Below are 14,664 nucleotides of genomic sequence, written 5' to 3'. Positions count from 1 at the left end.
CTCAGTGCTCGAAGCCCCACTCGCGGTCCGTCACCATGCGCGCGACGGCGAGGCCCACCGCGAGCGCCGTGACGACGAGCGCCGCGGGGACCCCGTGCTCCAGGGCCTGCGTCACCTCGCCGTTGCTCAGGTGGTACACCGCCCGGTACGCACCGACGCCGGGGACCATGATCGTCACGGCGGGCACGTACACGGTGACCCGCGGGATGTTCAGCCGCGGCGCCGCCCACGCGGCGAGCAGCCCGACGAGGAACGCGGCGACGGCCGCGGCGGCCTGCGGCGGCCAGCCGAGCTGCTCGACCGCGCCGATCCGCAGCACGTTCGGCACCGCGGCGACGCCGGCGGCGACGAGGGCCATCGACCACGGGCTGTTGAACATCAGCGCGAACCCGAGCACGCCGACGAACGACGCCACCAGCCGCAGCCCCTGGTGCGCGGCGGGGTCGAGCGCGACGGCGTCCGGCGGGTCCGGGCTCAGCCCGACGACGATCGACACGGCCCACACCGCGAACGCGGCGGACACGAAGATCATCAACGCCCACGTCAGCCGCGCCACCCCCGCGGACAGGTCCAGCCGCGCGAGGTCCAGCGCGCCCGTGACGAGCGGGAACCCCGGCACGAGGAACAGCGCGGCCGCCACGTACCCCGACTCGTGCGCACCGCCGGCGACGCCCGCCGCCTCGAGCAGCGCGACGAAGCCGAGGTAGCCCGTCGCCGCGAGCGCCGCCGCGAGCATCGTGACGCCGAACTGTTTGTAGCCGCGGTGCAGCATCGTGCGGCGCAGCCCCTGGCCCAGCCCGGCGCCGAGGAACGCCCCGACGACCTCGACCGGTCCGCCGTCGTTGAGGAACGCGAACGCCGCGCACGCGACGGCCGCCCAGAGCGCGTTCAGCCAGGTCGGGTAGAGCGGCGGCTTCGTGACGATGCGCTCGACCTCGGCCTCGACCTCCTCGACGGCGACGGGAGCGTGCGCCTCCAGGCGCTGCCCCAGCCGCTCGAGCTCGTTCAGGCGGTCGGTGTTCACGCCGACGCTGCGCACCTCGGTGACCTCGGTGCGGAACGAGCGGCCCTGGTGCGACGTCGTGGTGATCTCGGTGAGCGTCACGTGCGCCTGGTGCCGGTCGACGCCGAGCGCCCGTGCCACCCGCGCCATCGACGCCTTGACGCGGTACGAGCCGGTGCCGGCCGACAGGCTCAGCCGCCCGACGCGCAGCACCGCGCCGGAGCGTCGGATGAGCTCGAGCTCGGCGTCGTCGGGTCCGGTGGGCACGGAGCCATCATGGCGGGGCGAGGGTCGACGAGGCGGGACGAGGGACCCGGGGGGCGGCGGGCACGGCGGCAGTGGGCACGGCGGCGGTAGGCACGGCGGCAGGCACGATCGGCCGGCGGGATCCCACCCCTCGGGACGCCCCGGCGTCGACCCGCGCGTCCGTCGCCCCTCCGGGGTCCCCGACCCGACGGATGCGCGGGTCGCGACGGCGCACGTCCACCCGTCGGACGGCAGATCAGTCGGGGGCCGAGGCGAGGGCGTCGGCGGCGTCCTCCTCGACGGCGTGCGCCCGCTCGGCCGCGCCGCGCGCACGCTCGAGCTCCCGGTGCACCGCCCGCAGGGCCTTCTCGCGCTCGTGGGCGGCCGTCCGCGCCGCCATGACCGCCTCGTCGGCGCGGGGCAGCGCCGAGCGGGCCTCGGCGAGCCGTCGCCGCACCTCCGCGAGCTGCCGGACCAGCTCCTCCTCGGTCCGGTACGCCTCGGCGGACGCCTCCTCGGCCTCCTCGAGCGCGCTCGCGGCGTCGTGCTCCGCCCGGGACGCGTCGTCGTGGCGCTGCTGCACGCGCGCGAGCTCCGCCTCCGCCTCCTCGCGCACCGCCACGGCCTGCTCGTGCCGGCGACGCAGCCGCTCCCGCTCCCGCCGGGCGCGCTCCTGCGCGGCCCGCCGCTCCCGCTCGGCGGCCTCCGCTCGCGCCCGCTCCTCCTCGGCGGCCCGCTCGGCCTCGGCGGCCCGGGCCGCCTCGTCGTCGTCCCCGGAGGCCCGCCGTGACGCACCGCGTCCGCGGGTGGAGCGCCCGGCGCCCCCGTCGTCGTGCGCCGCCGACCGGGCGCGTCCCCCGCTCGCGCGCGTGGTCGTCCCCCCGGCACGGGAGCCGCGGCGGGAGCCGCCACCTCCCGCGTCGCCGTCGCCCCCGGCGCCGTCGTCGTCACCCCTCGCGCCGCGCCGGCCGCCGGCACCGTCGTCCGTCCCGCTGTCGTCGCCCGAGCCCGTGCCCCCGCCCGCGGACCGCCGCGCCCGGTCCCGCCCCGCCCGGCCGCCCACCGGGAACGGCGTCACGACCGCGTCCGGGGCCTCCGCGTCCCGAGCCTGCGCGTCCGGGGCCTCGTCGTCCGCGTCCGCCGAGCCGAAACCGACGTACTCCTGCCCGTGCGTGAGCGTGCCGCTGGTGACCGCCTCCGCCACCCGCGGGTCGAGCAGGGCGGCGTTGAGCGTGCGGTCGACCTCCTGGGCCGCCGCCTCGGACACCTTCTGCCCGGCGGCCGCCGCGATCCGGCGGGCCCGGTGCACGAGTCCGGCGACGAGCTTGCGCCGCTGCGTCGTCAGCTCGCGCAGCGCCGGCCCGTCGAGCGTCCGCTCCGCCTCCTGCAGCCCCTCCCCGACGGCGCGGATCTGCTCGGCGAGGCCCGGGTCGTCCCGCACCAGCAGGTTGACGGCCCACGCGGCGAGGGTCGGCTTGCGCAGCGCCGCGATCTCGCGCGCCAGGTCGCGGTCCTTCGCGGCGCGCGCCTGGCGGACGGCGGCGTCCCGGCGCGCGACGAAGTCCGCGAGCGACCCGCCGTACAGGTCGTCGACCACCTCGTTCAGGCTGACCACGGCCCCCAGCCTGCCGGACCCGGTCCCTCGCGACACCCCGGCACTGCCACGCGGCCCGCCCTCCGGCCACCGGAGACCGGTCCACCGGACCACCGGGGTCGCAGGTCCGCCCGACGAACCGGGACTTCCCCGCGCCGACGAGCCTGCCGGCACCGGCAACTCCGGGTTCGACCGCCCCGGGGGGACGACGGGGCGGCGGGCCCGGTGGGCGGCGGGGCGCCGGTCTCGCCTGCGTGCTGCCGGCCCCGTCAGTCCGCCGGGCGGCGGCGGGGCGGGAGCCAGCGGTTGCCGTACCGGCGGGTCAGGTGGCCGTCGGACGTCTCCGCGAGCTCGTCGAGGCGGCTGAGCACGGCCCACGCGATGCGCCGCGCCTCGCCGTCGCCGGCGGCCTCGAAACGGACGGTGACGCGTGCCGCGCCCCGCACCACCCCGACGTCGTGCGCCTCGACCGTCGTCATCGCCCGCGCCACGGCGACCGCCTCAGGCAGCACGTCCTGCGGTGCGGTCCCCGGGCGCAGCAGCCCGACCGTCGACGTCACGCGGTACGACGGCACGCCGTCTCCTCCCACCGGTCCGCCGGCGCGGCGGCCGGCACCGCGACATCCTCCCCCGCCCCACGCCCGGCGGACGCACCCGGCGACCTCAGCCCGGCGGACGCCCCGTCACGCCCGGACGCGCGGGGTGACCGCGTCGTCGGCGTGGGCGTGCGAGGCCACCTCGAGCTGGACCGCGACGCCCTGCGGCAGCGCCGGCGCCGCGCCCCGGCGTGCCCCGGCGTGCCACGGCGACAGCGGGACGAGCCTCACGGGTGGAACGCGACCACCATGAGCACGCCCCTGTCGCGGACCGCGCGGCCCGACGCCTCACGCCGCCGGGGCCACCGACACCACCGCCCACGGCGGCAGGTCCAGGTCGATCTCCAGCACGCCGTCCGCGTCGACCACCAGCTCCGTGCGCCACAGGTCGTCCGCGACCTCGCGCAGGCGGGCGGTCTGCTCCCGCGTGAGGTTGAGCGGCTCCCCCATCGCGTGCCACGCCTCCGCGACGTTGCCGTGCTCCCAGTCGACCCGCTCGACCGCGAAGCGCGCGCCGGGCGGCAGGCCCTCGACGACGTGCCGCACGCGCCGCGCCGGGCCCACCTGCGCGAGTGCGCGCGTCTCGGCGTACGAGTCGGCCGACCCGACCGGGCGCCGCCCCATGTCCGCGGGGTAGTTGAAGAACACCGCGGACACCGCGCCGGTCGCGCTGTCCTGCGTGACCACACCGTGCCCGGTGTCGAGCAGGACCCGGTCGCCCAGGCGCGCGAGCATCGCGAACGCGTGGAACGTCGGCTTGTGCAGCCCCTGCTCGTTGACCAGGCCGAACCCGCCGTGGAAGGGCCCGAGCCCGGCGCCGCCCTCCTCGAAGACGTCGGTGAACGTCCAGTACGCGAGCGAGTCGGTCAGGTCGGCGCAGCGCAGGAACGCGCGCGTGACGTACGTGGCCGCGAACAGCGTGTCGTGCATGCGGTCGCGGCTCGAGGGCGACGTCGACCACTCGGTGATGTGCAGCTCGGCGTCCGGGTAGGGGCTCGCCGCGATGATCTCCTGCATCCGCATCAGGTCGTCCGACGTGGCGTCGACGTGCCGGCGGATGTGCCGCACCTCGCCGTTCGCGCCGAACGCGAAGTCGGTCGGGTACAGGTGCGTGGTGAGGAAGTCGACGGGCACCTCGTGCTCCGCGCACCAGGCGATGAACTCCTCGACCCAGACGGGCCGCCAGTCCAGCGCGTCGACGTCCTCGGCGGCGGCGGTGGCGTGGGTGCGGGTCGGGTCCTCGACCTCGCCGGCGTAGCGGTCGTCGGGGACGAAGACGCTGGTGGACGGGCCGCCGACGAGCAGACGCTCGTCGACCGACCTCACGGCGCGAGCCGTCGCCTCGTACAGCTCGAAGTACTGGGTGCGCGTGCCGGTCCAGAAGTGCGGCACGAGGTTCGGCTCGTTCCACACCTCGAAGCGCCACTGCCGCACCTCGTCGAGGCCGTAGCGGTCGACCCAGTGCTGCACGGTCCCGCGCACCAGGTCCGCCCACGCGGCCATGTCCGTGGGCGGGCTGCAGTGCGCCTTCCACCAGAAGAGCGTCTCGGTCTGCGTCGCGAGCGCGCGCGGCATGAACCCGAGCTCGACGAACGGCCGGGCGCCGGCGTCGAGGACGAAGTCCATGACCTTGTCGACGTAGGAGAACGTGAGCACGGGCTCGGCCAGCACCTCGTCGGGCCCGAAGCCGCCGCCGTACGTCGCCCGGTACACGAACATGTCGTCGTGGAAGAGGCCGTGGAACCGGACGGTGCGCGCGCCCAGCACGTCCACGGCCTCGCGGAAGTGCGCCTGCCAGTCGGCGCGCAGCGCCTCGTTGGCGCGCCCGGCGCCGAGGCAGGCGTTCCAGACGTGGCGGAGCGGCCGCTCGTCGGGCACGCGACCGTCCACGCGCAGGGGCTGCGGGGCAGGAGAGCTGTCGGGCATCGGACCTCATCGTCGAAACCGTTTCGCATCCCGTTGATGCGCGAGCGACGTTAGCCAGCGCGCCGTGGTGCGTCAACGCAGGCTTCCTCGGCGCGACGCGTATTGCCATGCAGTTTGCCACCTCCTATCCTCGAAACCGTTTCGAGGTCAGGAGGGCACATGGTCGGCAGACCGTCGGGGCGCGTGACGCTGTCGCACGTCGCCGCGCGCGCGGGCGTCTCGAAGGCCACGGTGTCGAAGGCGCTCAACCACCGCAGCGACGTCGCCGAGGACACCCGCCGGCGCGTGCTCGACGCCGTCGCGGAGCTCGGCTACCGCCCCAGCACCGACGGCGCGGAGCCGCACCGGCGCGCGCTCGCCGCCGTCTTCGACGGGCTCGACTCCCCCTACATCGCGAGCGTGCTGCAGGGCGTCCTCGCGGGCGCCACCGCGGCCGGCACCGACCTCCTCCTGCGCCTGGCGCCCGACCGCCGGGTGCGCAGCACCACCACCGTGGCCCGGGACTGGGTTGCCGAGCAGCAGGCAGCGGGGGTCGTCGGCGTCATCGGCCTCACCCTCGGCGAGCCGAACGCGATGCTCGGGGCCGCCGCCCAGGCGGGCCTGCCGTTCGTCATGGTCGACCCGGTCGACGTCCGCCACACCGGCGTCGTCAGCATCGGCTCCACCAACTGGGCGGGCGGCCGCACCGCCACCCAGCACCTGCTCGACCTCGGCCACCGGCGCATCGCGTGGGTCGGCGGACCGGAGACCTCCACCGCGTCGACCGAGCGGTTCCACGGGTACAGCGCCGCCCTGGCCTCCGCGGGCCTGCCCGTGGACCGCCGGCTCGTGCGCGAGGGCCCGTTCTCCCTCGAGGCCGGGCGTGCGCACGGGCGCTCGCTGCTGCGCCTCGACGACCCGCCCACCGGCGTGGTGTGCGGCGACGACGAGATCGCCGTCGGCGTCCTCGCCGCCGCGCGCGAGGCCGGCGTCCCCGTGCCGGAGCGCCTCAGCGTCGTCGGCTTCGACGACACCCCGCAGGCGGTCTGGACCACCCCCGGCCTGACGTCCGTCCACCAGCCGCTCGCCGGCATGGGACGGATGGCCGTCGAGACCGTGCTCGCCATGGCCGACGGCGTCGAGCCGGCGTCCCGCCAGGTCCAGCTCGTCACGGCGCTCACGGTCCGGGAGTCGACGGCGCCGGCTCCCTGAGTCCCGGGCGCCCCCGGCACGCCGACAGCCCGGACCCTGGTCGGGTCCGGGCTGCCGCAGCGCGGGTGGTACCGGTCAGCTGGCCGTGCAGGTGGCGCTCAGGCCGCTGGCGCTCCCGCTGGCGATGAAGCCCGCGGTCGTCGAGGCGCCGGCTCCGAGGCTGCCGTTCCAGCCCGCGTTGGCGAGCGTGTTGGTGCCGCTGAGCGTGGAGCTCCAGGCCTGCGTGATCGTGGCGCCGTTCACGGTGACCTTCCAGCCCTTGATCGCCGCGCTGCCCGCCTTCACCGTGACCTCACCCTGGAAGCCGTTGCCCCAGGAGTTGGCCGCCCGCACCGTGGCGGTGCAGGAGCCGGTGCCCGGCTGCGGTGCCGGGGTCGTCGACGTCGGCTGCGGTGCCGGCGTCGTCGCGGTGGGCTGCGGCGCCGGGTTACCGCCCGGCGTGATGTACGCGTCGATGCACTGGTAGAACGCGTTCACCGTGTCGGCGATGTTCCACCGGACGAAGATCTTGTGGTTGCCCTCGGGCAGGTTGTTGATCTGGTGCGTGAACCGCTTGGGCGGCAGCGCGCCGTTGTCGTTGATCGTGGTGTGCAGACGGCCGTCGACGAAGTACTCCCACGTCGACGTGGAGTGGTTCGCGACGATGTCCCAGGTGAACGTCTGGTTGGTCTTCAGCGCCTGACGCGGCCACGCTCGCGACTCGTTGTCGAGCTCGGTGAAGCGGCCGCCGCCGGAGCACAGCATCGAGCCCTTCCGGGCCTCCACGCTCCACGGCTCGTACTGGACCGGACCGCAGTCCTTCACCGCGCCGGTGTAGCAGAGGTCCTGCCGGCTGGGCGGGTCGGAGATCCACCCGTGCGCCTGGGCGGACGGTGCGGGCAGGGCGGTGAGCAGCGCGACGGTCAGCCCGAGCACCGTCAGGGCGGCCAGGAGCAGCCGCGCGGCGGCTGATCGGGGGGCACGGGGAAGAGCGTGTGAACTCATGGTGGGGTCACCTCGACCGGGAGCGGATCGGACCTGGATGGTCCGACCGAACGTACGGACCGGCGGGCCGCGCAGACAGGGAGAGAACCGTTTCAGCAGCCGCTCGCGGGTGGGTCGGACAACTCGCGAAAGGGGTGACGGATCCGCCCGGAGCCGGGGACGACGAAGGGCCCCGTATCCGCGGGGTGCTGCGGATGCGGGGCCCTTCGACCGGCGGTTGCGGTGGGCTCGGGTCGTAGCCCGTGGACGCGGCCTGCCTCGTTGATCCTGTCTCTGACCACGCGGGCACGGGACGTCGTCAGCTCGGCAGGCGCTGACCCACTAGATCGCGGTGACGGTGAACGTGAAGAGTCCGGATACTCCTGTCAGTCCTGTGGGAGTGGCGCAGGCCTGGAGCGCTTCGACGAGGCCGGGCAGGACGAGTTCGCGTTGGGCGATCGCTCCCTCGTACAGGCCGTCGGTGATCTCGCCGACGCCGACGATGACGAAGTTCCCGGCCACGTTCTGCGTGATCGCGGTGTATTCCCAGGTGCTGGTCTGGCCGTTGGACCACTGGATGACGCTCGTGCTGGTCTCGTCCTCGGGCAGTTCGAGCTCGGTGCACCCGGCCACGGTCTGGCCCTGGCTGTAGGACGAACCCGACCAGGTCGCGATCTGCAGGCCGTTGACGTGCAAGCAGGGGCCGTACGTCGCGGACGTGGTGATGGTGACCAGCGCAGCGGTGTTCGTGATGCCGGGGCTGTAGGTCGTGCTCTCCTGGCCGCTGCATGTGACCAGGGTCAGGGCGGCCTCGGCGGTGGCCGGCGCGTCGCCCGTCGCACTCGCCGGTGCAGCAGCCACGGTGCCAGCAGTTCCGGCCAGGACCAGGGTGGCGAACGCAGCGAGCACGCGGCGCCGCAGCGGGACACGCGCATCATCGACCGGCTGGCTGGGGATGAGGTTGGTGTGCATCAAGACTCCACATGAGTGAGTGCTTCTGGCGACGTCGAGGTCGCCGCGTGACGTGGCACCCCACAGGCGCTGGAGTGCCGTGAAGCCTGACCCCCTTTCGGCTCCGACGACGTGACCGGCGAGGACCGGTCCCGGAACGGCGCGGTATCGAGCGGGAAGCATGGGGTCCAGCGGTGGCCGAAGGACCACCGGTCCGTCTTCACGGGATCGTGAGCGTCGCGAGGCCCGAGAGGTGCGTGAGGCCGGCGCTGGTGACGCAGGGGGTGGGGTCGCCCGGACCGCTCCTGCGGCACTCAGGTCGACCCCGGTGACATCCTCGGTGGAGGCGCCCACCCACCGTGTTGCCGCTGCGCCGGGTGATCGGGGCCGTCCACGGTGGGTGGCACCGCCAGGCAGGTCGAGCGCTGCGTCGGCTGCCGTCGACGCAGGAGCATCGTGGGAGCGGCGGCCGTGAACGGGTGACGGTGGGTGCGGCGACCCGAGTGCTGCCGTGAGGACCGCGCTGCGTGAACGGTGAGCACGGCGGGTTCCTAGCGTTGTCGACGAGTCGCTTCATGACCGGGTCGCAGGACGGTGAGCGCGTCCACAGGTCGTTCCTTTCGCTGGTGGAACGAGGTGCCTTCCGGTACGGGGAGGGAGCGTCGCGGAGCTGCGGTGATCTCGAGGACGACGGGCCTCGCTGGTCCGTGCGAGGCCGGCTCGAGACGCCCGATGTGACGAGGGTCACCCTTCATCAGGTGTCCGGCAACCCCTCGCCGCATCGGTCCTGTGACACGACGGGCGGATCCGGGTGCGTAGCGCTGTACGGCGACGTGATCGTGCGCCGCGACGAGTCCGACTCGGGCTTCGACGGGCGGATCGGCACGCCGTCGGCCCGCACGACCGGTCCCGTCACCGTGAGCATCGGGGCGGCGGCATCCAGGTCGACCCGATTCACGCGCAGCGGATCCACGTCGCCCCGGACGCCCGCATCGTCATCGATCAGCCGATCCAGCAGACGGCTTCCGAGGCGGCCGCCGAGAGCGAAGGTGGGGAGCAGATGGCGGGTAGGGAACGACGAAGGGCCCCGGATCCGCAGGTCGATGCGGTCGGGGCCCTTCGATCGAGCGGGATCGTGACACAACTGCCTTGACCTGCGCGTCCGGGAGCCCGCGGGGACATGCAGTCACACGACTTCGGTCTCAACGCTCACACCGCAACGCGCTGAACTGCAAGAACGCGCGATCCCGCGTGGACGCTGCCGCGAGCTGGATCGGACGCGATCACGGACGCGTCGCACGGCCCATCTTGCGGTTCGCGAAGGGGCGGCGTCCGTAGTGCGCCGCGAACTGAGTCAGCAGTGCGGCTTCGACGTCCTCCGGATCCGTCTGCGGGGTGGGCAACCACGCGACCAGCAGATCGTCGGCATCGGCTAGCTGCCAGATGTAGCGACCGCCCCAGTGCCCGACGGGTTGCCCCACGCCATGGCGTCGGTACTCGTCGAGCCGCTTCCGCAACCCTCGCGCCCCCTTCGACCCGCCGCCGGCCTTGCCGATGTAGAGCACGATCGCGCTGGCCACCCACGCGTCAGTCAGGCGGTTGAGCTCGACCGACGGGTTCTTGGCCTTGAACCATCCCGCCACGCTCGACTCGAGGAACACGGCGGGCTCCGACGAGTCCCAAACGACGACATACACACCAAGGTGTGTCGGCACGTGCGCATCGGGCAGCCGAGCAAATGGCGCGAACCCCGCCAGGCCCGCGTCGCGCAAACCCTGGAGCGTCCACTCGCGGATCTCAACCATGTCGCCCCTGTCGTCGAGCCGCGTGGTCACTGCGGTGTGCGAGGGCGCGGCGTCCGGCGTCGTCGTGGCGGGATGAGTCCGAAGATGCGCTCCTCGACCTCGGACGCGCTCAGCCCGTGCGGTGCTCCCCATGCCGTCAAAATGTCGACGTGCCGGGCGTAGTCGTCGGTGGATTGCCCCGATCGCGCCGCTGCCGACCGGGCTTTGCGCGACGCAGTCGCCACCGCCAACGACGGCCCGGCCCCGGACGACGATCCGCTGCGGGACCGGTTCATGCACACCACGTTCGACGGCGCACTGGCGGTGCACGTCGGCGGCGCCGTGCGGTGCGTCCCGGCGCCGGACCCCGGTCAGCCACTGACGTCCTACCTCGACGCAGCACTGGGCGGACCGGACCGGCTCGCCGGGCCCATCGCGCGTCAGTTGCTCGAGGTGCTCGCCCCTCGACGAGCTGAGGGTGCGCGCACCCACAGCGTGCTGGCCGGGCGTCCCCTGGTCGCGCGCCTGCTCCACGAATGGGACCCCGAGCGCGCCACCCGCTGCCTGGCCGAGCTCGACGAGCTGGCCGCCGACCCGCGAGACGACATGCGCCGCGCCGCTGGTTCACGTGGGGCCGTTCGCGATCGTCATGGTGCCCTCGGGCACGGACGAGGTTCACGCGATGCCGGCCAGCGGTCCGCTGGGACGCTCGCACACCACCATCGACACCGCTCACCTGCTGGCCGCCAACGACACGTGGCTCGGCGACCAGGGCACCGCGACAGCAACGGCGTACGCGCGGCTGCGCGGCATCGGACTGAGTGCCCGCGACGCGCTCGGGACCCTTCCAGCGCTGCTGGCCGATCCCGCGTAGGGGGTTCGCTCGGAGGGGTCGGTTCGGCGGGCGCCTTCGACCGGCGCCTCCCTGCCCCCTTCCCACTCGGAACCCTCATGACTATGATTCGGGTCATGACGACGACATCGTTGGCGAACGTCAAGGCACACCTGTCTCGCTTCGTCGACTCCGTCCACGACACGCACGAGCGCGTGACCATCACCCGCAACGGCGAGCCGGCGGCGGTCCTGATGTCGCCCGACGACCTCGCGTCCCTTGAGGAGACGATCGCCGTCCTGTCGGACGCCGCAGTCATGGCCGAGGTCCGAGAGGCTGACGCCGCAGTCGCCCGCGGTGACGTCACCCCGCTGGCAGACGTCTTGCGGGCCCGCGCTGCGAACGCGTGAGGTACGAGGTCCAGCTCGCTCCTCCGGCGCGGCGCGCCCTGGCCGGCGGGTTGCCTCCGGCGGTGGCCGCGGCGGTGATCGAGTTCCTCTCTGGTCCTCTGGCGGAGGCGCCGTTCCGCGTCGGCAAGCCCCTACGGAACGAGCTCGAGGGCAAGTGGTCGGCACGACGTGGTGAGTACCGCGTCATCTACACGATCAACGCGCGTGTGGTCACCGTGACCGTGCTGACGATCGCTCATCGCCGCGACGCCTACCGCACGTAGCCGCCCAGCAGCGGGCGCAGCGCCATTGCCGAGCCACATGGGCTTCGGGGTGGTGGTCGGAGCGGGCCCCTGCGGGCTGCTGCGCCCCGCCTCGACCTGAGCGACCCGGATGTCGATGCCCCGTCACCGCGGCGCGCCAGGGCGCGGCCAGCAGAACGCTGCGGTACGCCCCACCCCCGGCACGCGCCGCACGGCGTCCCGCCAGAAGTCACCGGCTCTCGACGTGCGCGAGATATCACCCACTGCCACTCTCATTCCGGGCGTCTTCGTCCATTCCTCCCAGTGAAGGGCAGCACATGGGAACTTCGCACACGCGCGCCTCGATCGCCTCGATCGCCTCGATCGCTGTCATCTTGTCGGCGGCTCCCCACGCCGCTGCAGCGCCCGCGGGCGCCTCACCTTCCGCATCCGAGGACGCGGCCCCCTGGAACACCGTCTGGACGCCGCCGGAGACGACCGACGACGCTCCCGCCGGCGAACCCGGCGCACCCACGAGCGGCTGGGTCGCCCCTACCGATGAGCCGAGAGCGGCGGGCCAGAAGCCGCGTCAGCAGGACCGCTCGTCGACCATCCAGAAGGCTCCGGCCGGAACGGCCGCCGGTGCACCCGGGCTGGGAGCGCTCCCCTGGTTCGGCTTCGACGAGACCGAGATCTCGTTGGACATCGTGGCGCGCGTCAACGTCGCGAACGGCAACCTGCTGCTGACCGCGTCGGACTCCCTGATGAACGGTGTGGGGCCCGCGTTGCGCAGCGACCGGTTCTACAACGGGCTGTCCACGGCGACCGGCTCGCTCGGCGGCGGGTGGTCCTCGTCGCTGAGCCACGTGGACTCCGGCCTGCAGGTCTCGGGTGCGACCGCGACGTACCGCGGGTCGAACGGCTTCTCGGTGAAGTTCACCAAGTCCGGCTCGACGTGGAGCCCGCAGGCTGGGTTCAACGCGACCCTGACCGAGGACGGCGCCTCTGAGCAGAAGCGGTACGTCCTGAAGTACAACCAGTCCGGCGAGACGCTGACCTTCGCCGCCGGCGGTTACCTGACCTCCCACGTGGACCGCAACAGCATCGGGAACACCTACGAGTACACAGCGGGCAAGTGAACCGCGTCGCGAACGTCAGCGGCCGCGCGCTGCACGTCGAGTGGCTCAACCCGACGTCCACGACGATCACAGCCGTCACCGACTCCGCCGGGCGGCGCACCACCTACGGTCGCGACGGCTCGGGGAACCTCACGACCGTCACGAACCCCGACGGCACGGTCGAGAACTACACCTACGACTCGGTCGGGCGCCTGGCCACGATCGAGGTCCCGGGCCCTGACGGTGCCGCCTCGCGCCAGCGGGTGACGTTCACGTACGACACCTCCCGCCGCGTGGCGTCGATCGTGCAGGCCAAGGCGACGTCGCCGGACACGGCGATCGCCAAGCGCACCTACACGTACTCGGCCGGCACGACCAAGGTCACCGACGGGCGTGGGAACGCTGCGACGTTCACGTACGACTCCCAGGGGCGCGTCACGTCGGCGAAGGACGCTCTGGGGCGCACCCGTTCTCAGACGTGGTCGCCTAACAGCGACGTGGCGACCACCACCGACGCTCTGGGCTCGGGGTCCACCCCGGGCAACGTCACGACGTACTCCTACGACCAGCTCTACAACGCGACGGGCATCTCCTACCCCACGGGCGCGGCCGCGTCGGCGACGTACGCGCAGGGCACGGCATGCCCGGGTGCCGGATCGGGCAACCCGTACCTGCCGAAGTGCACGAAGGACGACGCGGGCAACGGCAAGCAATTCGACTACGACGCCGCGGGGAACCTCACGAAGGTCGTCGACACGAGCGCCAGTGGTGGAGCCGCTGCGGAGGAGCGCACCTACGAGAACTCGAGCCGGTCGGTGTGCGGTGGCTTCGCCGGGCAGGTCTGCTCGACGAAGAACGCGCTGGGCGGTGTCACCAGGTACGCCTACGACGTCGCTGGGAACCTGGTGTCGATCACGCCGCCCGCCCCGCTGGGGGCCACGGTCTTCACCCACGACGCCGCGGGGCGGATCGCGACCGCGAGGGACGGGAACAATCAGACCGTCGCCTACCGGTACAACGTGCGTGACGACATCATCGAGGCCACGTACCCCGGTGCCGCGTCGGTCACCACCCAGCACAACGAGATGGGCCTGCCGACGAAGATCCTGGACCTGGCCGGTGGCGCGAAGGACTTCACGTACGACACGCTCGGGCGGCTGATCAAGCAGGTCGGGCCGTACGGTGCGGACCAGAGCTACGCGTACGACAAGGTCGGCAACGTCGAGACGTACACCGACGCGAACGGCACCACGACGTACCGGTGGGACGCGGCCAACCAGCTCACGCACGTCATCGAGCCCGGTGGCACGTGTGGCTCGGGCACGCCGGCGCCGTCCAGCGGATGCATCGCGTTCGGGTACGACAACAACGGGAACCAGACCTCCCGGACCTTCCCCGGCGGGGCGAAGGTCGCCACGACGTACGACCGGTCCGGGCGGCCCACCCTGATCCGTGCCACGAACGCGGCCGGTGCCGTCGTGGCGGAGGTCGGTTACTCCTTCACCAAGGCCGGCGCGTCCGGGCCGTCCGCTGACCGCCTCGCGGTCCAGACCCGCACCTCGACCAAGGAGGTCGGCGTCCCGGCCGGCGCGGTCACGTCGTACTCCTACGACTCGCTCGGTCGGCTCACCAACGCCACCGAACGCACGGGCTCGACCACGAACGCGGCGTGGGGGTATGGGTATGACAAGGCCGGCAACCGCACGTCGCAGACCCGATCGGCCAACACCGGGCTGCCCGCGGGGACCACGACGTACGCGTACGACACCACGCACCGTCTGACGTCATCCAGCGCGGACACCACCGCGTGGCAGTACGACGCGGTGGGC

The 14,664-nt window shown here is 73.2% G+C and carries 14 protein-coding genes and 1 pseudogene; 6 read left to right on the top strand and 9 right to left on the bottom strand.

Features of this window, described 5'->3' with window-relative positions:
- Position 1: 1 nt before the first annotated feature.
- From FB586_RS05395 to FB586_RS05380, 5 genes are all read right to left on the bottom strand, one after another.
- On the bottom strand, positions 2 to 1,270 hold the full coding sequence (locus FB586_RS05395) for a threonine/serine exporter family protein (RefSeq protein ID WP_136518335.1): 1,269 nt from the start codon (positions 1,268 to 1,270) through the stop codon (positions 2 to 4).
- A gap of 235 nt (positions 1,271 to 1,505) precedes the next feature.
- Positions 1,506 to 2,864, bottom strand: coding sequence for a hypothetical protein (locus tag FB586_RS05390; protein WP_136518334.1), 1,359 nt, complete (start codon positions 2,862 to 2,864; stop codon positions 1,506 to 1,508).
- Between the two features lie 248 nt (positions 2,865 to 3,112).
- Positions 3,113 to 3,418, bottom strand: a complete 306-nt coding sequence (locus FB586_RS05385; RefSeq protein ID WP_136518333.1) for a hypothetical protein — start codon at positions 3,416 to 3,418, stop codon at positions 3,113 to 3,115.
- Positions 3,419 to 3,526: 108 nt separating this feature from the next.
- Complete coding sequence (locus FB586_RS19320; protein WP_168800465.1) at positions 3,527 to 3,670, bottom strand: hypothetical protein; 144 nt, start codon at positions 3,668 to 3,670, stop codon at positions 3,527 to 3,529.
- 57 nt (positions 3,671 to 3,727) lie between these two features.
- Positions 3,728 to 5,365: a GH39 family glycosyl hydrolase gene (locus FB586_RS05380; protein WP_136518332.1), complete on the bottom strand. Its 1,638-nt coding sequence runs from the start codon at positions 5,363 to 5,365 to the stop codon at positions 3,728 to 3,730.
- A 183-nt stretch (positions 5,366 to 5,548) separates the two neighbouring features.
- Between FB586_RS05380 and FB586_RS05375 the strand changes: the two genes are divergently transcribed.
- Positions 5,549 to 6,556, top strand: coding sequence for a LacI family DNA-binding transcriptional regulator (locus tag FB586_RS05375; protein ID WP_246036530.1), 1,008 nt, complete (start codon positions 5,549 to 5,551; stop codon positions 6,554 to 6,556).
- Positions 6,557 to 6,631: 75 nt separating this feature from the next.
- Here FB586_RS05375 and FB586_RS19970 read toward each other — a convergent pair whose 3' ends face one another.
- The 4 genes from FB586_RS19970 to FB586_RS19965 form a co-directional block, all read right to left on the bottom strand.
- A complete protein-coding gene (locus FB586_RS19970) occupies positions 6,632 to 7,540 on the bottom strand; it encodes a lytic polysaccharide monooxygenase (RefSeq protein ID WP_136518330.1) in 909 nt (302 codons plus the stop codon).
- Positions 7,541 to 7,861: 321 nt separating this feature from the next.
- Positions 7,862 to 8,491: a hypothetical protein gene (locus FB586_RS05365; RefSeq protein ID WP_136518329.1), complete on the bottom strand. Its 630-nt coding sequence runs from the start codon at positions 8,489 to 8,491 to the stop codon at positions 7,862 to 7,864.
- Between the two features lie 733 nt (positions 8,492 to 9,224).
- Positions 9,225 to 9,614, bottom strand: coding sequence for a hypothetical protein (locus FB586_RS05360; protein WP_136518328.1), 390 nt, complete (start codon positions 9,612 to 9,614; stop codon positions 9,225 to 9,227).
- 139 nt (positions 9,615 to 9,753) lie between these two features.
- Complete coding sequence (locus FB586_RS19965; RefSeq protein ID WP_246036528.1) at positions 9,754 to 10,788, bottom strand: hypothetical protein; 1,035 nt, start codon at positions 10,786 to 10,788, stop codon at positions 9,754 to 9,756.
- A gap of 94 nt (positions 10,789 to 10,882) precedes the next feature.
- Here FB586_RS19965 and FB586_RS05350 point away from each other — a divergent pair, with 94 nt between their 5' ends.
- The 5 genes and pseudogenes from FB586_RS05350 to FB586_RS05330 form a co-directional block, all read left to right on the top strand.
- On the top strand, positions 10,883 to 11,128 hold the full coding sequence (locus FB586_RS05350; protein WP_136518327.1) for a hypothetical protein: 246 nt from the start codon (positions 10,883 to 10,885) through the stop codon (positions 11,126 to 11,128).
- 95 nt (positions 11,129 to 11,223) lie between these two features.
- Positions 11,224 to 11,496, top strand: a complete 273-nt coding sequence (locus FB586_RS05345; protein ID WP_089801006.1) for a type II toxin-antitoxin system Phd/YefM family antitoxin — start codon at positions 11,224 to 11,226, stop codon at positions 11,494 to 11,496.
- A complete protein-coding gene (locus tag FB586_RS05340; RefSeq protein WP_089800253.1) occupies positions 11,493 to 11,759 on the top strand; it encodes a type II toxin-antitoxin system RelE family toxin in 267 nt (88 codons plus the stop codon). The genes FB586_RS05345 and FB586_RS05340 overlap by 4 nt, the downstream gene beginning before the upstream one ends.
- Before the next feature lie 296 nt (positions 11,760 to 12,055).
- Positions 12,056 to 12,856: a DUF6531 domain-containing protein gene (locus FB586_RS05335; RefSeq protein WP_136518326.1), complete on the top strand. Its 801-nt coding sequence runs from the start codon at positions 12,056 to 12,058 to the stop codon at positions 12,854 to 12,856.
- Positions 12,853 to 14,664: pseudogene (locus tag FB586_RS05330) on the top strand (RHS repeat-associated core domain-containing protein); the annotation flags it as partial. The gene FB586_RS05335 and the pseudogene FB586_RS05330, both read left to right, overlap by 4 nt.

This window comes from Cellulomonas telluris (assembly GCF_004886325.1).
Lineage (GTDB): Bacteria > Actinomycetota > Actinomycetes > Actinomycetales > Cellulomonadaceae > Cellulomonas > Cellulomonas telluris.
This window is presented reverse-complemented; position numbering and strand designations above follow the sequence as displayed.